This window comes from Brachybacterium sp. P6-10-X1 (assembly GCF_001969445.1).
Lineage (GTDB): Bacteria > Actinomycetota > Actinomycetes > Actinomycetales > Dermabacteraceae > Brachybacterium.
In genome coordinates this window covers 2,082,977-2,104,038 of the sequence record NZ_CP017297.1, presented here as the reverse complement: position 1 = coordinate 2,104,038, position 21,062 = coordinate 2,082,977, and the positions used below count along the sequence as shown (strand labels likewise).

Below are 21,062 nucleotides of genomic sequence, written 5' to 3'. Positions count from 1 at the left end.
GGCTGCGCCGACGACGCTGTGTCAGCACATTCTTCTGGAGCGGCGCGAAGAACGGGTCCATCGCCGCGTTCTCCTCCCGCTCGTTCCGCTGTGCGTCGCAGTTCGGTGATCAGCCCTTGACGGACCCCGCAGTCATGCCGCGCACCAGGAACCTCTGCAGGGAGAAGAACACGATCATCGGGATCACCATCGAGATGAAGGCCCCGGCGGTCAGGATCTCGGCACCCTGACCCTGCGTGCCCAGCATCTGCTGCAGGTTCACGATGATGGTCTTGTTCTCCCCGCCGCCCAGGAACAGCTTCGCGATCAGCAGGTCGTTCCACACCCACAGGAACTGGAGCGTGGCGAAGGCGGCGATCGCCGGGGAGGACATCGGCGCGACCAGACGCCAGAACGTCTGGAAGTGCGAGGCCCCGTCGATCTTCGCGCTCTCGACGACCGAGCCCGGCAGGGTGGTCATGTAGTTGCGCAGGATGTACACCGCCAGAGGCATGCCGAAGCCGGTGTGCAGCATCCACACCGCCAGGAACTGGCCGTTGATCCCCAGGCCGCGCGGGCCCAGCAGATCCAGCATCGGTTGGAACGAGACCTGGATCGGGACCACCATCAGCGCGACGATGATGATGAACAGCACGTCCTTGCCGCGGAAGTCGATGAACGTGAACGCGTACGCGGCGAAGGCCGCGAACATGATCGGCAGCACCGTCGCCGGCACCGCCACCACCACCGAGTTGATCAGCGAGCCGGTCACCGACGGATCGGTGAGCACCTGAGCATAGTTGTCCCACGTCCAGCCGCCTTCCCACAGAGCCGTCCACCAGCCCGTGGAGGCCGCCGCCTCGCGGTCGCGGAAGCTCGTCACCAGCAGACCGATCGTGGGGATCGTCCACAGCAGCGCCAGCAGCGGCATGGCGATGATGGCGACGGGGGAGCGTTTGCGCCCGTCCTGCATGGTCCCGTTCATCGGTTCGCCTCCTGCTGCCTGAAGCTCTTGACCTGGTAGATCAGGATCGGCACCACGAGGAGCAGGAGCACGACCACGATGGCCGAGGCCTGCCCGGCCTGCTGATCGGTGAACAGCTTCCGGAAGAAGAGGTTCGCGATCACGTCGGAGTCGTACAGGCCGTTGGTGGTGACGTAGATGAGGTCGAAGACCTTCAGCACCAGGATCATCACCGTGATCAGCACGGCGATGAGCGTGGGCCGCACCTGCGGGAACACGATCTGCCAGAAGATGCGGATCTCGCTGGCGCCGTCCATGCGTCCGGCCTCGACCGTGTCCTCGGGGACCCCCTTGATCGCCGAGCTGATGAGCACCATCGCGAATCCCGTCTGCAACCAGATCAGGATCACCATGAGCGCCAGCGAGTTCAGCCGGGCGGTGTCGATCTGGTACCACGGCTGGGGGGACCCGCCGAACGCCGTGACGATGGCGTTGAGCAGACCGGTCTGGGCCTCCCCGGGGGAGTTGTAGGCGTACACCAGCGCCCAGATGGTCGCCGCGCCCACGAAGCTGATCGCCATCGGCAGGAAGATCAACGACTTCGCCGCGTTCTCGCCGGCGGGGGAGAGCTTGTCGGCCAGCACCGCGACGGCGAGACCGAAGGCGACCGTGACCACCGGGACGATGAGGATCCACAGGAAGTTGTTCAGAAGGGTGGACCAGAAGTGGCCGCTGGAGAAGATCGCCTGGTAGTTGTGCAGCCCCACCCACGCCGTCGAATCGTCGTTGGCGAAGGAGTACACGATCGTCTGCACCGTCGGGTAGAGCAGGAAGATCCCGATCAGGCTGAATCCGGGCAGGAGGAACGCATAGGGGATGAGCCCGGCGGAGAACCGCGCGGGGAAGCCCTCGATGCAGATGTTCAGGAAGAGGAAGAACACCACCGAACCGCCGATGCCGAGAATCAGCCCCAGCAGTCCGATGAGGATCCCGGAGTTCGCGAACCACTCGGGGTAGTAGGCGAAGGCGAGGAACGCATTGCACACGAACCAGGCCGTGACCGCCATGCCGACGGCTCCGACGAGCACGCGCACGGGGCGCGCTGTGCCGTGCTTCGTCCCGTCGGCCTCCGCGGGAGGCGGGGCCTGCGGACCCTTGTGGGTCTGCGTCGCGGTGGTCACGACGGCCACCCGTTCTCGATCTCGTCGCAGACCTCCTGGGAGGTCTTCGCGCCCTGCAGCCACTCGACCATGCCCTTCCAGAAGGACCCGGAGCCCACGGCCGTCGGCATCAGGTCCGAGCCGTCGTAGCGGAACGCGGCCGCCCCCGAGGCGATCTCGGCGATCTTCCGGGTGATCTCGGAGGAGTACCGCGACTGGTCGAAGGTGCGGTGGGGGCTCAGCCAGCCGCCCGCCTCCGCCCACTCGCCGCCGAACTCGTCGGAGGTCAGGAACTCCATGACCTTCACGGTGTCGTCGTTGAGGGTGAACAGGGTGGCGAGGTCGCCACCGCCCAGGATCGGTTGGCCGTCGAAGCCGCCCTCCCAGCTGGGCATCGCGTACACGCCGACCTCCTCGTCCATGGTCGCCTGGATGTCCTCGGGGAAGAAGCCGGTGACGAAGTTTCCCTGGCGCACGAGCATCGCCTTCGGCGGGTCGTCGAACAGGGGCAGCGGCGCCTCGGAGAAGGGCGTGGAGATGATGGCATCGGTGCCGCCGAGCACGTTGCCCTCGGTCTTCAGCAGATCGCCGACGAGGTCGAACACCTCCACCACCTCCTTCGCGTTGAAGGGCATGCGGTGCTTGACCCAGTCGTCGTAGACCACGGGGCCGTGGACGCGGAGCATGAACTCCTCGATCCAGTCCGTGCCCACCCAGCCGGTCGCCTGGTCGGCGCCCCAGCCGTCGGACCACGGCGTGATGCCGTCGGCCTTCATCTCGTCGGTGATCTGGTAGAGCTCCTGCATGGTGGCGGGCTCGTCCCCGTAGCCACCCTCCTCGTACGCCTTCTTGGGGTACCAGATGAGCGACTTGCAGGCCATGCGCATCGGGGCGCCGTAGACGCGTCCCTGCAATCGGGCCGAGTCCAGGAAACCGGGGATCAGGGTCGAGTTCAACTGGTCGTAGTCCAGGAACACGTCGATCGGGGTGATCGTCCCCTGCTCGGCGAGATCGAACATGCCGCCGGGCTGCGGGAACAGGGCGATGTCCGGGGCTGCCCCGGCCCCCACGCGCTGCTGGACCGTGTTGGTGAAGTCGGAGTCCGGCGTGTACTCGATGGTGATGCCCGAATCGGACTGGAAGCCTTCGAGCGAGGCCATGAAGGCGTCCCGCTCCTGGCCCCCGAAAGCGCCGAGGATCGTCACCGTGCCGGAACCGGGCGTGTCCCCCGGGGTGTATCGCTCGACCGGACCGCTGCCTCCGCTGCCAGCCGGATCGGGGTTCTGCAGGCATCCGGTCATCCCCAGCGCTGCGGTGGCCGCGGCTGTGGACATGACCGCACGCCGGCTGAGACGTCGGTTCATGATCACTCCTTCGTGAGTCAGAGGCGAGCTCCTGGTCACACTGTAGGCCGGTCGCACCGGCAGGGCAGGCGCGGGGCGGCTCGTCGCGACCTCGATGCTGCGTTGTGACCTGACATGCGCGGATGCGACCGGAGTGGTCCAGTTCTCGGAGCATACGCGCACGGCGACCGTTTTGCCCGATCCCGGAGGGGTCATGTGCGGAGCGTGGGCGGCACGAGGCGTGAGGCGACCTCGGGCGAGGGTGGGGGCCTCCGACAGCGGCGGGTCCGACGGGAACCGTCCGATCAGCACGCGACAGGGGCACGGCCCCGCTGACCCGTGCCCCTGTCGTCTCGTGCGACCGACCCCTGTCAGGGGCCGCCGCGCCTTACTTCTTCGTAGTCGAGCTCTTCGTCGTCGTGCTCTTCTTCGCGGTCGAGCTCTTCGTCGCGGTCGAGCGCTTGGCCGGGGTCTTCTTCTTCGCGGGCCCCTTCGCGCGCTTCTCCGCGAGCTTCTCGACCGCGACCTTCTCGGTGATCTCCTCGACGCTCTCGGTGGAGCGCAGCGAGACGTTCGTGGCGCCGTCGGTGATGTACGGGCCGAAGCGACCGTCCTTGATCACGATCGGCTTCTCGCTGGTCGGATCGGTGCCGAGCTCCTTCAGCGGTGGCTTGGCGGCGGCTCGACCCCGGGTCTTGGGCTGGGCGTAGAGCTTCTCGGCCTCCTCCATCGTGATGGAGAAGATCTGGTCCTCGGTCTCCAGCGAGCGGGAGTCCGTGCCCTTCTTGAGATACGGGCCGTAGCGGCCGTTCTGCGCCGTGACGGGGGTGCCGTCCTCGGTGGTGCCGACCACGCGCGGCAGGCTCAACAGCTTCAGCGCGTCCTCGAGGGTGACGGTGGCCAGGTCCATGGACTTCAGCAGCGAGCCAGTGCGGGGTTTCGGCTTCTTGGACTTCGGCGTCTTGTCGCCCTCGACCTCCGGCAGGACCTCGCTGACGTAGGGACCGAAGCGGCCGTCCTTGGCGACGACCTCGTGGCCGGTCTCCGGATCGGTGCCCAGCACCCGCCCGTCGTCCTTGGCCCGCTCCAGCATCTCCTGCGCCACCTCGACGGTCAGCTCGTCGGGAGCGACGTCGTCCGAGACCGAGGAGCGCTGCGGAGCAGCGCCCTCGATGAGCTCACCGTCCTCGTCCCGCGCCGCCCTTTCGACATACGCGCCGTAACGGCCCACGCGCAGCGTGATGCCCTCGCCGATCTCGATGCTGTTGATCGCTCGGGCGTCGATGTCGCCCAGGTCGTCGACCATGCGCTTGAGCCCGATGGGGCCCTGTTCGCCGTCTCCGAGGTAGAACTCCTCGAGGTACTGCTTGCGGCCCAGCTCGCCCTGGGCCATCCGGTCCAGCTGCTGCTCCATCTGGGCGGTGAAATCGTAGTCGATGAATGCCCCGAAATGCTCCTCGAGCAGGCGCACCACGGCGAAGGCGGTCCAGCTGGGCACCAGGGCGCTGCCCCGGCGCAGCACGTAGCCGCGGTCCTGCACCGTGGCGACGGTGGAGGCATAGGTCGAGGGGCGGCCGATGCCGCGCTCCTCCAGCGCCCGCACCAGCGAGGCCTCGGTGTAGCGCGGGGGAGGCGTCGTGGTGTGGCCGTCCGGGGTCAGCTCGCGGGTGTCGAGCTGTTGGCCCTCCTCCATCTGCGGCAGGCGCTTGTCGCCGGAGTCGTCGTTGCCGTACCGGCTGGCATCGCGCCCCTCCTCATAGGCGGCCAGGAAGCCGCGGAAGGTGATCACGGTGCCGGCGGCGCGGAAAGTCGCCGTGCGCCCGGACTGCGTCAGCGAGAGCTCGACGGTGGAGGTGGTGCCCTTGGCGTCGGCCATCTGCGAGGCGACCGTGCGCTTCCAGATCAGCTCGTACAGGCGGAACTCGTCGCCCGAGAGCTGCCCGGCCACGTCCGCCGGGGTGCGAAAACGATCCCCGGCGGGGCGGATCGCCTCGTGCGCCTCCTGCGCGCTCTGGGACTTGGTCTGGTAGTAGCGCGGCTTGTCCGGCACGTACTGGGAGCCGTACAGCTCGGCGGCCTGGCCGCGGGAGGCCGTGATCGCCTCCCCGGAGAGCGTGACCGAATCGGTACGCATGTACGTGATGTACCCGTTCTCGTACAGCGACTGGGCCACCCGCATCGACTGGCGGGCCCCCAGGCGCAGCTTGCGGGAGGCCTCCTGCTGCAGCGAGGAGGTGGTGAAGGGCGCGGCCGGCCGGCGGGTGTACGGCTTGGACTCCAGCGCGGCGACCTCGGCGGGGGCGTCAGTCAGCGCCTCGACCAGGGTTTTCGTGGATTCCTCGGTCAGGACGGCGGCGTTCTTCGCCTTCGGCTTCAGCGTGCCGTCGTCGGCGAAGTCGGAGCCGGTGGCGACGCGGGAACCGTCGACCGTGGCGATCTTCGCGCTGAACTGACCCGTCTCGGCCGCGAAGGTGCCGGTCACATCCCAATAGTCGGCGGGGACGAAGGCCATCCGCTCCCGCTCCCGCTCGACCACGAGGCGGGTCGCGACCGACTGCACCCGCCCGGCGGAGAGGGACGGCTTGATCTTGCGCCACAGCACCGGCGACAGCTCGAAGCCCACCAGGCGGTCCAGGATGCGGCGGGTCTCCTGCGCATCGACCAGATCGGTGTCGATGTCACGGGTGCTCTCGAGAGCGCCGAGGATCGCGTCCTTGGTGATCTCGTGGAACACCATGCGCTTGACCGGCAAGGACTTCTTGGGCTTGAGCGTCTCCAGCAGGTGCCAGGCGATCGCCTCGCCCTCGCGGTCCTCATCGGTGGCGAGGTAGAGGGTGTCGGCATCCTTGAGGGCCTTCTTGAGGTCCGCGACGGTCTTCTTCTTCTCCGCGTTGACGATGTAGTACGGGTCGAAGCCGTTCTCGACGTCGACGCCGAACTTGCCGTACGGCCCCTTCTTCATCTCGGCCGGCAGGTCACGGGGCACCGGGATGTCACGGATGTGCCCCACCGAGGCCATCACGTCGAATCCGTCGCCGAGGTAGGGCGCGATGGTGCGCGCCTTCGTCGGGGACTCGACGATCACCAGATGCCGTCCGCCTGTCACGTTGATACGTCCTTCCTCGCCGCGTCGCGTCGCGGCCCGTCCGCCATCGCTGGATGCTGTGGTCCGGGGTCCACCGGGCTCTCCCGAGCGCTCGGCGATTGCTCACGGTACACGGTCGCCGGAGCGGCTCCTGTGTGAGATCGGCGAGCGCAGGACGAGCACCAGCGCCATCCACGCAGCGGTGCCGCCGCCGATCAGGGCGGCCATGGCGGGGAAGGAATCCTGCTGCTGGGCGACGTCCTCGAGATCCAGCGGGAGCCGCAGGGAGGACAGCTCGAGCGATCCGTAGGCCAGCCCCGCCACGCCTGCCAGGCCGAGCAGCGCGGCGATCATCGCGTCGGCCCGAGACATGCGCGGACGACGCCGCGGGCCGCCGGCCGGACTCGCCCCGCCCCGTCGACGTCTTCCGTGCCCCGGAGAGGGCGCGGCCCGGCCGAGCCGGCGGCGGGTGTGCAGCCCGTCGAGGAACAGGACCAGGAAGGTCCACCCGGCCACGATCAGGATCGCGCCGATCACATCGCTGGGCCGGTGCCAGCCCAGTACCAGGGTGCCGATGCCCGCCGCGGCGGTCCACAGGGCGCCCAGCGGGGCGAGGACCACGCGCGCCCGGCCCGAGGCGAGCACCACGGCGATCGTCGCGGCCGCGGCCAGGGTGGTGTGGCCGGAGGGGAAGGAGTTCGGGGTGATGTCGATGCCCGGGCCCAGCGCCTCCCGGGAGACCACCAGGTGCTTGAGGACCTGGGTGGTGAGGTTCGCGCCGACCACCAGCAGGCCCAGCGGGAGCAGCAGGTACAGGCGTCGACGCAGCAGCACCAGCACGACGGCGGTCGCGAGCAGCCCGGCCATCACCGGGAGGCTCACGGTCCCCACGGCGGATGCCGCGTACTGGCCGAGGGTCCCCTCGTCGTCCTGGGCTCCCGAGAGGATCAGCTGGTCCAGCCGCTGCCCGCTCGCGGTGCCGACCGCTGTGCGGACCAGCAGCACGATCAAGGCGGCGCAGGCGGCCGCGGTCAGCAGGGCCAGCAGCGGCCGGACCGTCGCGCCGCGAGGGCGCTGCGGCGTCGGGGCGGCGGGGGCGTCGAGAGGATCGTTCACAGGGTCACCATCGATGTGATGACGAGGTCGCGCAGGCTCGGCAGCACCTGCTCGAGGGCCTCGTCGGGGTCGGCATCGGTCAGGGCGCACACCGCGGAGACGATCTGGGCGACGGTGAGGGTGCCGTCCAGGGCGCCGACGGTCGCGGCCAGGATCTGATCGGTGCGGACCACGCGGGCGAGGCCCGCTCCCTGGACCAGCTCGATCAGCATCGGATCCCAGGCGCCCGGCGTCAGATGGCGGCGCTCGACGACGTCATCGGCGCGCACGAGCCGATCCGCCGCGAGAGCGTCGTCGTCCCGTCCCGCGAGGACGTCGAGCGCCATGAGCCCGGCGGCGAGGTGGGATGCCAGGGAACCCGTCCCGGTGCCGGTGGCCACCTCGGTGCGCAGCACGCCGCGGCGAGCGGCGGTCGGGCCCGCGTCCGGGCGGCGCAGCAGGAGATAGCCGAAGCCGACGGCCTCGACGTCGCGCCCGGCGAAGTCCTCGAGCCAGGACCCCACCAGGGCGGGCCAGCGCGGATCGCGGGCGGTGACCCCGGCGTCGCGGACCCAGGTCTCCGCGTACTGTGCGGGATCCTCCTGCTCGCGCTGGATCACCCACGCGTCGACGCCGTCCTCCGCGGCGGGCGCGAGCCAGGAGCGAGGATGCTCGTCGAAGGGTGCGCCGTGGGCGATCTCCCAGTTGCCGAGCAGGACGGCGCGGCCGCCCGGCGCGAGATGGGCGGGCAGGGCGCTCAGCAGCTCGGCCAGCAGGGTGTCGCCGGCGAGGCCGCCGTCGCGGTAGGTCCACACCGGGGTCCCGGTGGCGGTTCCGTCGGCCGGGACCGACGGCTCCGTCCCGACGTCCTGGGGGACCTCGCGCGCCCGGCCCCGCGGGGTGATGACGAAGGGCGGGTTGGAGACGATCAGGTCGACGGTCTCCTCGCCCACCGGCTCCAGCAGCGAGCCCTGGCGCAGCTCGAGTTCGATCCCGTTCAGCGCGGCGTTGAAGGCGGCGAAGTCCAGGGCCCGCTCGGACAGGTCGGTGGCGATCACGCGGTCGGCGTGACGGGAGGCATGCATCGCCTGGATCCCGCCGCCGCAGCCGACGTCCAGCACCGTTCCCACCGGGTCGCGCGGCGTGATCCGGGCCAGCGTGAGCGAGGCGCCGCCCACACCGAGGACATGCTCGGGCGACAGCTCACGGCCGGTCGCCATCTCCGAGAGGTCCGAGGCGATCCACCAGGAGATCTCGCCCGCGTCGTCGCTCGCGGCATAGGGGGCGAGGTCGATCAGGGCACGCAGCGGGGTGTCCGGATCGTCGGCGGCGCGATCGTCCCGGGCGTACGCCTTGGGCTCGGCGGCCGGCGCCAGCAGACCCAGGCGCAGGGCGCCGTCGACGCCGAGGGTGGGCAGGGCCGTCCGAACCAGCGAGCGCGGCACCACGGCGCCCAGGGTGAACAGTCGCAGCAGCACCGCGGCGGGATCGAGCAGCGGCTCTGTCACGCGACGGGCAGGGACCGCGTTCTCGCGCGCCAGCGCCGCGGCCGCGACGGGCCCCAGCAGGGCCTCGAGCGCCTCGCTCGTGTACGGGGCGGCGAGCAGATCGGCACGCAGGGCCGGGATCAGCGCCGGCAGTGCCCTCGGGGGAGCCGATGGTGCGTCGGATGGCATGGCTACGATTGTGCCCCAGCCACCCGGCACCGATCGGGAGCGCGGGTGTGGGACATGTCGAGGAATCGAGGAGCGGATGCGGGCAGGCAGAGCGGCCGACCTCCTGGCCGATCTTTCGCAGCCGCTGACCCGCCGGGCCTGCCTCACCCACGTCGAGCAGCGTCCCGCCCGGCCCGGGCGGCGCGGCAGCTTCCCCGACTGGGCCGATCCGCGTCTTCTGACGCACCTCGGCGAGCAGGGGATCACCGCGCCCTGGACCCACCAGGAGCAGGCCGCGCAGCTGGCGCACGAGGGGACGAACGTGGTCCTCGCCACGGCGACCGCCTCGGGCAAGTCGCTGGCGTACCTGCTGCCGATGCTCACCGCCGTCGGCGCGCGCGAGCTCGACCCCGGGGCGCGCCGCGCCACCGCCCTGTATCTCTCGCCGACGAAGGCGCTGGCTGCCGATCAGCTGACCAACATCACCGCGATGGCGGACGGGGCCGGGCTGCGCGATGCCCGGATCGCGGTCTACGACGGCGACACCCCGACCGAGCAGCGGCGCTGGGTGCGTCGGCACGGCACCGTCGTGCTGACCAACCCGGACATGGTGCACTTCGGGATCCTGCCCGGGCACGAGCAGTGGGCGAGCTTCTTCCGGGCGCTGCGCTACGTGGTCATCGACGAGTGCCACAGCTACCGCGGCGTCTTCGGCAGTCATGTGGCGATGGTGATGCGGCGCCTGCGACGGATCGCCGCCCATTACCGCGCCGAACCCACGTTCATCCTGGCCTCGGCCACGACCGCCGACCCCGAGCTGTCGGCGAGCCGGCTGATCGGTCAGGACGTCGCACCGGTCACCGAGGACGGATCGCCGCGGGCCGGATTGACCGTCGGCCTGTGGGAGCCGGGCACCCGCACCCGGGTCGACGGCCGGGGCCCCGAGCCCGACCCGACGGAGACGGACGAGGCCGCGGACGGGGACGACGGCCCCGACGGGACGCGGCACCGGTCCGGCTCCGAGGAACCGCTGCGCCGCTCGGCCACCAGCGAGGCGGGCGCACTGCTGGCGGACCTCGTCGAGCAGGACGTCCAGACCCTCGTCTTCGCCCGCTCCCGTCGCGGTGCGGAGCTGGTCTCCAGCGGGGCCCGGCGCCTGCTCGAGCAGAAGGCCGAGCACGCGCTGTCCCCGCAGCTGGCCGACCGGGCGCGACGGGTGGCGGCCTACCGCGGTGGCTACCTGGCCCGGGAGCGCCGCGAGCTCGAGGACGCCCTGCGCTCCGGGGACCTGCGGGCGCTGGCCTCCACCAACGCCCTCGAGCTGGGCATCGACATCGCCGGGCTCGACGCCGTGGTGATCGCCGGCTGGCCCGGCACCCGCGCTTCCCTGTGGCAGCAGTTCGGACGCGCCGGCCGCCGCCAGGAGCGCGGGGGTGATGCGCTGGCGCTGTTCGTGGCGCGGGAGAACCCGCTGGACACCTACGTCGTCCACCATCCCGAGACGTTGTTCGGCGCCGAGGTGGAGGCGGCCGTGTTCGATCCCGCGAACCCCTACGTGATGACGCCCCACCTCTGTGCCGCGGCCTCCGAGCTCGCGATCCGAGACGGCGAGGAGGAGATCTTCGGGCCCACCGCGCGGGAGCTGCTGAGAACCCTGGCCGCCCGCGGGGTCCTGCGCGCCCGGCCGAGCGGATGGTACTGGACCATGACCGCGTCCGCCCACGAGCTGACGGATCTGCGCGGCAGCGGCGGGGAGCCGGTGCGGATCGTCGAGGAGGCCAGCGGCACCCTGTTGGGCACCGTCGACGCCGCCAGCGCCCACACCCAGGTCCACGACGGTGCCGTCTACATCCACCAGCGCACCAGCTACGTGGTGCGCCACCTCGACGTCGAGCAGGCGGTCGCCTTCGTCCGCCGCGAGGACCCGCTGCACTCCACCCACCCGCAGTCCACCTCGACCATCCGCATCCGCCAGACGGACCGCGAGGTCGCCTGGGCCGACGGTGTCCAGCTCTGCTTCGGCACCGTGGACGTGACCGACCAGGTCACCGGCTACCAGGTGCGGGACGTGTTCACCCAGGCGGTGCTCGCCCAGCACGCGCTGGACCTGCCCCCGCGCACCCTGACCACGAAGGCCGTGTGGTGGGTGATCCCGCAGTCCCGGACCGATGCCGCCGAGATCCCTGGTGAGGAGCTGCCCGGCGCGCTGCACGCGGCCGAGCACGCCGCGATCTCGATGCTGCCGCTGCTGGCGACCTGCGACCGCTGGGACATCGGCGGGGTCTCTGCCGCCCAGCACGAGGACACCGGCGAGCCGACGATCTTCGTCTACGACGGCGCTCCGGGCGGGGCCGGCTTCGCCGAGCGCGGGGCCGACGACGCCGCCGCCTGGGTGCGGGCCACCGCGGACATGATCGCCGAATGCCGCTGCGAGGCGGGCTGCCCCGCCTGCGTCGTCTCCCCCAAGTGCGGCAACGGCAACGAGCCGCTGTCCAAACCGGAAGCGGAGAAGCTGCTGGACCTGCTGCGGCCGGAGGCCCCGGCGACGTCCTGAGCCGGGACCGTCCCGGGTCGGCGAGGACGTCCAGGGTCACCGGCCTTCTCGACACCCGGAGCCGGGGGCCGGCGGGTGCGCGAGCGGGGCCGGCGGCTGCCGGGACGGACTCAGAGCATGCTGCCGAGCCAGAGGCCGAGCGCCGCCAGGATGCACGTCCCGAGCAGGCTGCCCAGGCCGTTCAGCATCCCGGCCCCGAGGCGTCGTTCCTGGAGCAGCCGCACGGTCTCGATGCTCGCGGAGGAGAACGTCGTGTACCCGCCCAGGAAGCCCGTGCCGAGCACCAGCTGCCAGGGCCCGGGCGCCGCATGGGCCAGCACCGCGCCGGTGAGCAGCCCCAGCAGCAGCGAGCCGCTGAGGTTGATGAGGATCGTGCCCCACGGCGCGGAGCCGTCGGTGCGGTCGCGGATCATGCCGTCCAGCAGGAATCGGGTCGCGGCGCCGATCCCGCCGGCGACCGAGAGCAGCAGGAACAGCAGCGGCGTCATCGGCGCCCCTGCGTCGAGGGCGTCGCCGTCGTGCGCGGTCCCGTCGCCGGGCGCGGGCTCAGCGCCGCGGCGACGGCGATGCCGGCCCAGGTCGCGAGGCCCCCTCCGAGCACCGTCATCAGGCCGTAGGCGACACCCGCAGCGGGGGAGCCGCTGCCCATCAGCAGCGCGGTGTGGGTCGCGAGCGTGCTGTAGGTGGTGAAACCGCCGAGGAACCCGGTACCCAGGAGCAGGCGCATCCGCTGCCGTCGGCCCTGGTCCGGGCCGCGGCGGGCGAGGGAGTCCAGCAGCAGCCCCAGGAGGAACGCCCCCAGCACGTTGATCAGCAGGATCGTCGAGGACACGCCGCCGACATCGGGGATCTCGGTGTCCAGCCCCGCTCGGCAGGCCGTGCCCGCCGCGCCGCCGAGCGCGACCAGGGCGAGGAGCCCGGGCCGACGGTGGGCGGGGCGCGGTCGGGCGCTCATGCGTACTCCTCGGGGTGGTCGGGGAGCACCGCGCCGTCGGAATCCGGGCCCAGCGGCACCACCATCACGGGGCGGTGCTGACGGTGGGCGAGCTGGACCGCGACGGATCCGCCGAGCAGCTCGTGAAGCGATCCTCTCCATCCGGCCTCGCGGGTGCCGACCACGATCATCTCGGCGTCGACCTCCTCGGCGAGGGCGGCGAGCTCCTGGGCCGCACCGCCCGCCAGGGATCGGGCCGACCAGCGCACCGGCAGCGGGTGCAGGGCCGCGGCGATGGCCGTCTCGAGGCCGGGGTCGAGGCCGTCGGCCGGTGCCTCGACCAGATCCGGATCCAGCGGCAGGGTCGCCAGGGCGCCGTCGGGCATCTGGGCGAGGACGTACCGGGACGTGTCGACCCAGGCGCACAGAAGGTCCGTGCCGAGACGGTGGGCGAAGGACGCCGCGGTCCGGACGACGACGGGTGGCTGCTCGGACACCACGGCGACCAGGACGGGTCCGGGGCGGTCGTCGTGGGCTGTCGGCTCGTCGTCCTGCCGTGCGGGGCCGTCGTGCGGTGCGGGGGGTGGGGTGGCGGTCATCAGGTCTCCTACCTTCGGGCGCGCCGGCGCCGATCGGGTAGGGACTGTTGTCGGAGATCCGAGGTTGGGTACGGCGAGCCCCACCGCCGCGACGCATGGCGTCAGAGGGTCACTCTGGCATGCCCCGGAGCCTCGCGCAATCGAGGCGAGCACCTCGGTGGCCCGGCACGGTCAGGGCAGCTCCTCGGGTCCGGGCCCCGCCCGGGCTCGAGCGCTCGCCGGGGGCAGTGGCGAGGCGTCGACCTCGACCTCCACCAGGACGTCCCAGGCGCGTCGCTCGCAGCTGGTCAGCCGGGCGTCGTTGCGCGCAGCGGCCTCCGCCGCGACCTCGCAGGGCCGGGTGCTCGCGGCCGCGAGGGCGTCGGCCCCGGCGAGGGCCGCCAGATCCGCGGCGGTGGCCGCCTGCGACGCCGCCAGCACCCCGGTGCCCAGTAGGGACAGCCCCGCGACGGCAGCGGTCGCGGCCCCGGTCCAGGCCAGCACCCCGGCGGCCCCGGTGCTCATGAGCCGCCGCCGTCGACCAGATGCGGCTCCCGTCGAGCCTCGGCATCGGCCGACAGCTCCCAGTGAGCGCCCGACAGCGTCCCGACCGGAGCCTCCACCACTCGCGTGACCTCCACCTGCACCCACGCTCCGCGGCCGGAGACCTGCACCTGGACGTCCTCGCCACCGATCCGCTGCGCGGTGTCGACCGCAGCGGCGGCCGGCTCACCGCGAGCCAGCTCACGGGCAGCACCACGAGCCGCGCTCTCGAGGCGGAGCTGGGTGCCAAGACCGGCTCCGACCAGCAGGATCACGATCACCATCGCGACCACCACGGGCAGCACGATCGCCGTCTCCGCCGTGGCGGACCCCCGGTCGTCCCGCCAGGGGGACGACCGGGCGGACCGCGTCATCACGACCCCATCGACAGAGCGGACGTGATGATGCCCAGCAGGAGCTCGCGCACCTCGCCGGACGCCAGCAGGGCGACCAGGACGGCGGCGAAACCGCAGGCGGCGAGCACGGTGATGGCGTACTCGGCGGTGGATGCTCCGGTCTCGTCCCGCATCACGCGGTCGAGCCCGCGACGCAGCTGGTTCTTCGTGGCGGACATGGACTTCTCCTTCACCTCGTGGACGGCGCGATACCGTCCGATTCGTGAGCGGCGCATCGTCGCCCGACTCGGAGGCGACGAGCTGCCGCGGGCGGACGGCGGCTGCCGTCCTGATACGGCGGCCACAGCCGCCACCTCTCGGCGTCTCACCCGCCGTGGGCCGTCCGACGGCGGGCCCCGAGCCCGGGGCGGCGCGGTGGTCATGGCAGCACCGACCCCGTGGTGGTGAGCGCGAAGGTGCCGCCGAGCAGGGACATCACGGTCGGGATGATCCCCAGCACGACGAAGGCCGGCAGCAGCGTGATGCCGGTGGGGAGCACCAGACGCACCGCGAGCTGGGCCGCCCGCACCTCCGCGGACCGGGCGCGCCCCCTGCGCCCGTCCCGGGCCGCAGATCGCAGCACGCGCGACAGATCCGCTCCGGCCGATTCCGCCAGGACCGCGGACTGCCCCAGCGGGGCGAAGACCGGCGGGAGGTCCCGGGCGGCGAGCGCGGCGGGCAGCCCGGCCTCGAGCGCGGCGGCCGATCGACCCAGCAGCTGGGCATCCGGTCCTGCGGGCAGAGCCTGTGCGACCGCGGCGACGGAGCGGGACAGGGGCAGGCCGGAGTCGAGGGCTCCGGCGATCAGCTCCAGGACGACCGACGGGTCGACGCGGCCGGAGTGGGGCGGATCCGCCTGGCGGATCAGGCGCCGCATCCACCACCAGCCCGCAGCGGTCAGCGCGATCCCGAGGGCCGCCAGCAGATTCCCGGACGGCGAGGTGAGCAGCAGGTGCAGCGGATCCCCGCCCAGCAGCATCCCCAGCCCGAGCCCGGCCAGCGGCAGCACCAGCAGGATCCGGGCGGTCGAGCGCGGCCCCGCGAAGGCCGTGCGCCGGGCCAGGGAGGCATCGTGCAGGTCCCGCAGGGCATCGGCGAGACCCTGCAGCATCCCGGCCGTGGGCGCCCCCGTGCGCTCGCACACCGCGAGCGCGGCGCCGAGTGATCCGATCGTCTCCGAGCCGTGCAGCCGGCCCGGGGCCGCTCGCCGGGGATCCGCCCCGGAGGCCGCGGCGCGGGCCAGCTCACGAAGCTCCCCCACGGGCAGCGTCCGGGCGACCGCGCCCCAGGCACGACGGATCGACGCCCCGGAACCGATCACCGTGGCCAGCTGCTCCACCATCCGCGCCACCTCGAGCGTGGTCGCGACCGAGCGCCGGGCCCGCGGGCCCGCGGCCTGCGCAGTCGCAGGGATCGCGGGCGGCGTCACCACCCAGACCAGGCAGAGCGCGGACAGGAGCGCGAGGATGATCATGCCGCCCTCCGACCGGTCCGGGACGACGAGGACGCGGAGAACATGGACCGGCCGGACGACGACGGTGCATCCGTGCCCGGTGCGTCTGCAGCCGGTGCCGGGGAGTCCGCCGCCTCCGGGGCGATCGCCCCCGACGCGGGGGAGGACGTGCGCGAGCCGCGTGCCAGTCGCTCGGCCAGAGCGGTGGCGGCCGGCCCCTCCCGCAGACCGCCCTCCTCGACGCGCAGGGCGGTGGTGGCGCGCAGCATCCCCTCGCGATCGCGGTGCAGCACGGCGATCTCCTCGAGCACACGGAGGCCGCCGCGCCGTCCGAGATGCACGACGACCTCCAAGGCGCTGCTGACCTGGGCGGCGAGCGCCCCACGGTCGAGACCGCCGAGGGCGCCGAGGGCCTCCAGCCGGGCGGGCACATCCGCGGCGGTGTTCGCGTGGACAGTGCCGCAGCCGCCCTCATGACCGGTGTTCAGCGCCTGGAGCAGCTCGCGGATCTCCGCGCCGCGGCACTCCCCGAGCACGATCCGATCCGGGCGCATCCGCAGGCTCTGCCGCACCAGGGTCGTCAGATCCACGGCGCCGGCACCCTCGCTGTTGGCGTGGCGGGACTGCAGGTGCACCACGTGCGGATGGTCCACGGCGAGCTCGAGGACGTCCTCGACCACCACGATCCGCTCGGTGGGCGGGGCCTCCCGCAGCAGGGCCGCGAGCAGGGTCGACTTGCCGGTCCCGGTGCCGCCCGTGACGAGGAACGGCACCCGGGCGGCGACCAGGGCGAGCAGCACCGCACGGGCCTGCTCCCCGACGGTGCCGAGCTCGCCGAGCGCTGTGAGGTCGAGGCTCTCGGTGGAGGGCAGACGCAGGGAGAGTATCGTGCCGCCGGGGGACAGCGGCGGCAGCACGGCGTGGACGCGGATCCCCGAGGGCAGGTGGGCATCGGCCCACGGGACGGCGTCGTCGAGACGCCGCCCGCCCGCGGTCGCCAGGCGCACCGCGAGGTCTCGGGCCGGGGCCGGGGGCAGATGCACCGTGGTGGGCCGCAGGCCGTCGGCGTCGTCGACCCAGACCGAGCCGTCGTCGTTGACCAGCAGATCGGTCACCCCGGGGCCGACGAGGGACTGCAGGGGGCCGAGCCCGTCGATGTGGTCACGGACCCGGGTGGTGATCTCGAGAGTCGCTGCAGCGCCGAGCACGCGCCCCGCACCTCGCAGGACCCGGGCGATACGCGGTACGTCGACGGGTCCGGGGGAGCGGACCAGATCCTCGCGCACGAGCTCCAGGAGGTCAGAGAAGTCCTCGGGTGCGGTGGTCCCGGGCGCCGTCATGGCACGAGCTCCGCGCCGGTCCGGGCCAGCAGGCGCCGGGCCGCTCGGTCGGCTCCGCCCCGGCGCACGTCCAGCAGGGGGATGGCGCCCCGGGGGCTGTCGCGGAAGGCGCCGGCCAGCGGAAGGGCGAGGTCCTCGCAGACGTCCTGCGGGGACAGGTGGCCGCGCCGGCGTGCCATCACCTGCGTCGGAAGGTCGAGCTGAGGCCAGCTGCGCAGGCGCCGGGAGGTCGCCCGCACCGCATGATCGGTGGTGGGCACGACCAGAAGGAGCTGGTCGGCATGCTCGGCGGCGACCGGCACCAGGGCGGAGTCGAGGTCCACGATCACGGTCCCGCCCAGCGGGGAGAGCGCAGAGAGCACCTTCGACAGGGAGGACGGGTCGGGCCCGACATGATCCTGGGCGACGAGCAGGGAGACCTCGTCGACCCGGGGCAGCCCTTCCCGCAGCGCCTCCCCGTCGTCGGGGCCGAGACCGTCGGCATCGGCCCATCCGATGCCGGTGGAGCCGACCCCCTCGACCAGCAGGTCCAGGCCGCCGCCCAGCGGGTCGGCATCGACCAGCACCACCGAGCCCCGCGAGCGCGCTGCCGCCGCGAGGCGGGCGGCGAAGCTCGACGCACCGGCCCCGCCGCAGCCGCCGGTCACGGCGACCACGGTCGAGGCAGTGCGGGGACGAGCGAGCTCGGCGAGGAGGGAGAGCAGCTCCTCGGAGCCGTCGGGCAGGGGGATCACGGCCCGGGCCCCGGCACTCAGCGCCCGCTTCCACGCGGCCACGGGGACGTCGGGCCCGTCCATCACCACCAGCAGCGGGGTGTGGGACCCGGTCGGAGGGCGCTCACCGCCGGCGAGAGCGGCCCCATCGATGACGGCAGCGGCGGGCAGACCCGCCGAGGAGCCGTCGCGGGTCGTGTCGATCAGGTCCATCCCCACGGCGGTGGCGTGATCGCGCACCTGCTCCCGCAGAGCGTCCCCGGACCCCAGCCAGCGCACCTGGGGACGCTCCTGCGGGGGCGGCTCGTCCGGCTGCGTGATGGGGCCGGGGAACCGCGCGCGCCGACGCCGGGGGACGGCATCCCAGCGGCCCGACGGGTCGGTGGGGACCGCCGCATCGAGGAGGTCCTCCAGGGGTGGAGGGCGACGGGCCGGTGTCGTGGTGGTGCTGGTCATGCGGCCATGGTGGCCAGCTCAGGAGCCGCAGCGCACCGCGTCGACCTCGATGGTGGACAACCACCCTCTGGGGAGGAAGGACGCCCCGGGCACGGGGCTTGCACCCGCCGCGCCCCCGGCGTAGTGTGATCTGCACAACGACGAATACCGGCACCGGAACCCACGTGCGACTGGTCCCCGCAACGGACCGGCTGTGAGGCGTCGAAAGCGCCACCGCAGCCACACACTGTGCACGCCTGATACCGATGCAGATGGCTCGTCCGGAGCGGCGCCGCGAGAGATCGCGACGCCGCTCCACCATGTGTGGGGCCGGTCGTTCAGAGCCCCGGTCGCTCAGAACTCCAGGTCGACGACCACCGGCGCGTGGTCCGACGCGCCCTTGCCCTTGCGCTCCTCCCGGTCGATGAACGACCCGCTCACCGCCGCCTGCACGGCGGGGGAGCCGAGCACGAAGTCGATCCGCATGCCCTCCTTCTTGGGGAAACGCAGCGCCTGGTAGTCCCAGTAGGTGTAGATCCCCGGGCCCGGGTGGTCCGGACGCACCACATCGGCGTAGCCCGCGTCCACCACGGCCTCGAAGGCGGCGCGCTCCGGCGCGGTCACGTGGGTCTTGCCGTCGAAGGCGGTCATGTCCCAGACGTCCTCGTCCTGCGGGGCGACGTTGAAGTCGCCCACCAGCACGGTGCGGGCCTGCGGATCCGTCGCCAGGTCGCGCTCGCCCTCGGCCCGCAGCGCCTCCAGCCAGCGCAGCTTGTAGGCGTAATGGGGGTGGTCGAGCTCGCGCCCATTGGGCACGTACAGCGACCAGATGCGCAGGCCGTCACCGACCACGCCGCTGAGCGCACGGGCCTCGACGACGCCGGCCCCGTCCTCGGGCCAGGCCGGGACCGCGGGCAGTTCGGTGCGCACGTCGCGCAGGCCTATCCGGGAGATCAGCGCCACGCCGTTCCACTGGTTCAGGCCGTGGGCGCTGACCTCGTACCCCGCGTCGGTCAGGGCGGTCAGGTCGAGCTGCTCGGGCTTCGCCTTGGTCTCCTGCAGGGCCAGGACGTCCACGTCGTGGCGCTCCAGGAAGGCGAGCACGCGCTCCATCCGTGCCCGCAGCGAATTGATGTTCCAGGTCGCGATGCGCATGACACGATCCTACGGGGGAGCGAAGACACCCGTGCTCCGCCGCGAATCGACGTAAGCTCGGGACATGACGCGCGCACTGGTCACCGGGTCGACCTCCGGACTGGGTCTGGAGTTCGCCTGGCAGCTGGCCGGCACCGGGCACGATCTCGTGCTGGTCGCCCGCGACGAGGATCGCCTGCGCGCCGTCGCCGAACAGATCCGCGACGTCCACACCGTCGCCGTCGAGACGCTGCCGGCCGATCTCTCTGACCGGGAGCCGCTGGAGCGGGTCGCGATCCGCATCACCGACCCGGTGGACCGGGTGGACCTGCTCATCAACAATGCGGGCTACGGCCTGCGGGGCGGCTTCCTCGAGGTCGGGGTCGAGGACCACGAGAAGCAGATGGACACGCTGATGAAGGCGGTGCTGGTGCTGTCCCACGCTGCCGCGCGCACCATGGTCCAGCGCCGTCGCGGGGCGATCCTCAACGTCAGCTCCCTGGCCGGCTACACCACCGCAGGCCCCTACGCCGCCTCCAAGAGCTGGGTCACGGTGTTCACCGAATCCCTCGCCATGGAGCTCAAGGGCACCGGGGTCACCGCGACCGCGCTGCTGCCCGGCTTCGTCCAGACCGAGTTCCACGAGCGGGCCTCGATGAGCATGGACGGGCTGCCGCGGATCACCTGGCTGAAAGCCCCCTTCGTCGTGGAACAGGCGCTCAAGGACACCGCCAAGGGCACGGTGCTGTCGATCCCCTCGGTCACCTACCGCACCGCGGGGGAGTTCTCCCGGATCGCGCCGCGTCCGCTGGTGCGCGCCATGACCTCGCAGTCCTGGTACCAGCATCTGCAGCGACGGGCCGTGAAGCGCTCCCGACGCAAGGCCTCCCGACGCAAGCTCCATGCGCCATGGGAGCGGGATCCGGAACCGTAGATCCGGAGCAGGGGCTCCTGCCTCGCCGCTCTCCTCCGCGGCCCGCCCCGTTCGCGCAGCGCGTTCCGGTCCCGGCGTGGTCGATTACGCTGAGCCCATGACCGAGACCAGCTCTGAGCCCGTCCCGTCCGACTCGATCGATGCCGCGCGCGAACGCCTGCGGGAGCTGATCCGTGATCTCGCCGTCGTGCGCGGACAGGTCACCCTCTCCTCGGGCGCGGAAGCCGATCACTACGTCGACCTGCGCCGCATCACCCTCCACCACGAGGCGGCGCCCCTGGTGGGCCGCGTGATGGTGGATCTGCTGCGCCGGGAGGGACTGCTGCCCGGCGTCGACGCCGCGGGCGGGCTCACCCTCGGCGCCGATCCCGTCGCCACCTCGATCCTCCACGCCTCCGCGGCCACCGGCACCCCGCTGGACGCCTTCGTGGTGCGCAAGGCCAACAAGGCCCACGGTCTGCAGCGCCGCATCGAGGGCCCCGAGGTGGGCGGTCGTCGCGTGGTCGCCGTCGAGGACACCTCCACCACCGGCGGCAGCGTGCTGACCGCCTGCGAAGCGCTCGAGGAGGCCGGGGCGAGGATCGACGCGGTCGCCGTGATCGTGCACCGCTCCGAGGCGTCCCGCGCGGCCGTCGAGGCCGCGGGGTACCGCTATCTCGCCGCCTACGACATCTCCGAGTTCGAGATCTGACGGGTCCCGCGCGGGCGGCGTGACCGACGGGGTGGCGTGACCGCTCGGGCGGAGTGACACGTTCATCGGGATGGCAG

The 21,062-nt window shown here is 72.2% G+C and carries 19 protein-coding genes; 3 read left to right on the top strand and 16 right to left on the bottom strand.

From position 1 onward, the window contains the following. Window positions 1-109 precede the first annotated feature (109 nt). The 6 genes from BH708_RS09660 to BH708_RS09635 form a co-directional block, all read right to left on the bottom strand. Window positions 110-964 carry a carbohydrate ABC transporter permease gene (locus tag BH708_RS09660; protein ID WP_076808389.1) on the bottom strand — a complete coding sequence of 285 codons (855 nt, stop codon included), beginning with the start codon at window positions 962-964 and terminating at the stop codon, window positions 110-112. Continuing rightward, complete coding sequence (locus BH708_RS09655) at window positions 961-2,124, bottom strand: carbohydrate ABC transporter permease (RefSeq protein ID WP_076811073.1); 1,164 nt, start codon at window positions 2,122-2,124, stop codon at window positions 961-963. Before BH708_RS09655 ends, BH708_RS09660 begins: the two co-directional genes overlap by 4 nt. Beyond that, entirely contained in the window at window positions 2,121-3,467 is a 1,347-nt protein-coding gene (locus BH708_RS09650; protein ID WP_076808388.1) for an ABC transporter substrate-binding protein, read from the bottom strand. The genes BH708_RS09655 and BH708_RS09650 overlap by 4 nt, the downstream gene beginning before the upstream one ends. Window positions 3,468-3,834: 367 nt before the next feature. Beyond that, window positions 3,835-6,552: a type I DNA topoisomerase gene (gene topA, locus BH708_RS09645; RefSeq protein WP_076808387.1), complete on the bottom strand. Its 2,718-nt coding sequence runs from the start codon at window positions 6,550-6,552 to the stop codon at window positions 3,835-3,837. 102 nt (window positions 6,553-6,654) lie between these two features. Further along, complete coding sequence (locus BH708_RS09640) at window positions 6,655-7,647, bottom strand: phosphatase PAP2 family protein (RefSeq protein ID WP_076808386.1); 993 nt, start codon at window positions 7,645-7,647, stop codon at window positions 6,655-6,657. Continuing rightward, complete coding sequence (locus BH708_RS09635) at window positions 7,644-9,302, bottom strand: methyltransferase (RefSeq protein ID WP_076808385.1); 1,659 nt, start codon at window positions 9,300-9,302, stop codon at window positions 7,644-7,646. The genes BH708_RS09640 and BH708_RS09635 overlap by 4 nt, the downstream gene beginning before the upstream one ends. A gap of 76 nt (window positions 9,303-9,378) precedes the next feature. Here BH708_RS09635 and BH708_RS09630 point away from each other — a divergent pair, with 76 nt between their 5' ends. After that, the gene (locus BH708_RS09630) at window positions 9,379-11,835 is read left to right on the top strand and encodes a DEAD/DEAH box helicase (RefSeq protein ID WP_076808384.1); all 2,457 of its coding nucleotides are present in this window, start codon (window positions 9,379-9,381) and stop codon (window positions 11,833-11,835) included. Between the two features lie 110 nt (window positions 11,836-11,945). Here BH708_RS09630 and crcB read toward each other — a convergent pair whose 3' ends face one another. From crcB to BH708_RS09580, 10 genes are all read right to left on the bottom strand, one after another. Next, entirely contained in the window at window positions 11,946-12,323 is a 378-nt protein-coding gene (crcB, locus tag BH708_RS09625; protein WP_076808383.1) for a fluoride efflux transporter CrcB, read from the bottom strand. Next, the gene (locus BH708_RS09620; RefSeq protein WP_076808382.1) at window positions 12,320-12,790 is read right to left on the bottom strand and encodes a CrcB family protein; all 471 of its coding nucleotides are present in this window, start codon (window positions 12,788-12,790) and stop codon (window positions 12,320-12,322) included. The genes crcB and BH708_RS09620 overlap by 4 nt, the downstream gene beginning before the upstream one ends. Continuing rightward, window positions 12,787-13,368, bottom strand: coding sequence for a universal stress protein (locus BH708_RS09615; RefSeq protein WP_083713439.1), 582 nt, complete (start codon window positions 13,366-13,368; stop codon window positions 12,787-12,789). Before BH708_RS09615 ends, BH708_RS09620 begins: the two co-directional genes overlap by 4 nt. A gap of 171 nt (window positions 13,369-13,539) precedes the next feature. Further along, the gene (locus tag BH708_RS09610; protein ID WP_083713437.1) at window positions 13,540-13,872 is read right to left on the bottom strand and encodes an Rv3654c family TadE-like protein; all 333 of its coding nucleotides are present in this window, start codon (window positions 13,870-13,872) and stop codon (window positions 13,540-13,542) included. Next, complete coding sequence (locus BH708_RS09605) at window positions 13,869-14,264, bottom strand: TadE family protein (RefSeq protein WP_076808380.1); 396 nt, start codon at window positions 14,262-14,264, stop codon at window positions 13,869-13,871. The genes BH708_RS09610 and BH708_RS09605 overlap by 4 nt, the downstream gene beginning before the upstream one ends. Then, window positions 14,264-14,464, bottom strand: a complete 201-nt coding sequence (locus BH708_RS09600; protein ID WP_076808379.1) for a DUF4244 domain-containing protein — start codon at window positions 14,462-14,464, stop codon at window positions 14,264-14,266. Before BH708_RS09600 ends, BH708_RS09605 begins: the two co-directional genes overlap by 1 nt. Before the next feature lie 200 nt (window positions 14,465-14,664). After that, on the bottom strand, window positions 14,665-15,759 hold the full coding sequence (locus BH708_RS09595; RefSeq protein ID WP_076808378.1) for a type II secretion system F family protein: 1,095 nt from the start codon (window positions 15,757-15,759) through the stop codon (window positions 14,665-14,667). Continuing rightward, window positions 15,756-17,078: a TadA family conjugal transfer-associated ATPase gene (locus BH708_RS09590; protein ID WP_076808377.1), complete on the bottom strand. Its 1,323-nt coding sequence runs from the start codon at window positions 17,076-17,078 to the stop codon at window positions 15,756-15,758. The genes BH708_RS09595 and BH708_RS09590 overlap by 4 nt, the downstream gene beginning before the upstream one ends. Continuing rightward, window positions 17,075-18,247: a hypothetical protein gene (locus tag BH708_RS09585; RefSeq protein ID WP_076808376.1), complete on the bottom strand. Its 1,173-nt coding sequence runs from the start codon at window positions 18,245-18,247 to the stop codon at window positions 17,075-17,077. Before BH708_RS09585 ends, BH708_RS09590 begins: the two co-directional genes overlap by 4 nt. Window positions 18,248-18,580: 333 nt before the next feature. After that, complete coding sequence (locus BH708_RS09580) at window positions 18,581-19,381, bottom strand: exodeoxyribonuclease III (protein WP_076808375.1); 801 nt, start codon at window positions 19,379-19,381, stop codon at window positions 18,581-18,583. Between the two features lie 64 nt (window positions 19,382-19,445). Between BH708_RS09580 and BH708_RS09575 the strand changes: the two genes are divergently transcribed. Together BH708_RS09575 and BH708_RS09570 are read left to right on the top strand one after the other, a co-directional pair. Next, window positions 19,446-20,294: an SDR family oxidoreductase gene (locus BH708_RS09575; protein ID WP_076808374.1), complete on the top strand. Its 849-nt coding sequence runs from the start codon at window positions 19,446-19,448 to the stop codon at window positions 20,292-20,294. A 97-nt stretch (window positions 20,295-20,391) separates the two neighbouring features. Beyond that, window positions 20,392-20,985, top strand: a complete 594-nt coding sequence (locus tag BH708_RS09570) for an orotate phosphoribosyltransferase (protein WP_076808373.1) — start codon at window positions 20,392-20,394, stop codon at window positions 20,983-20,985. Window positions 20,986-21,062 lie beyond the last annotated feature (77 nt).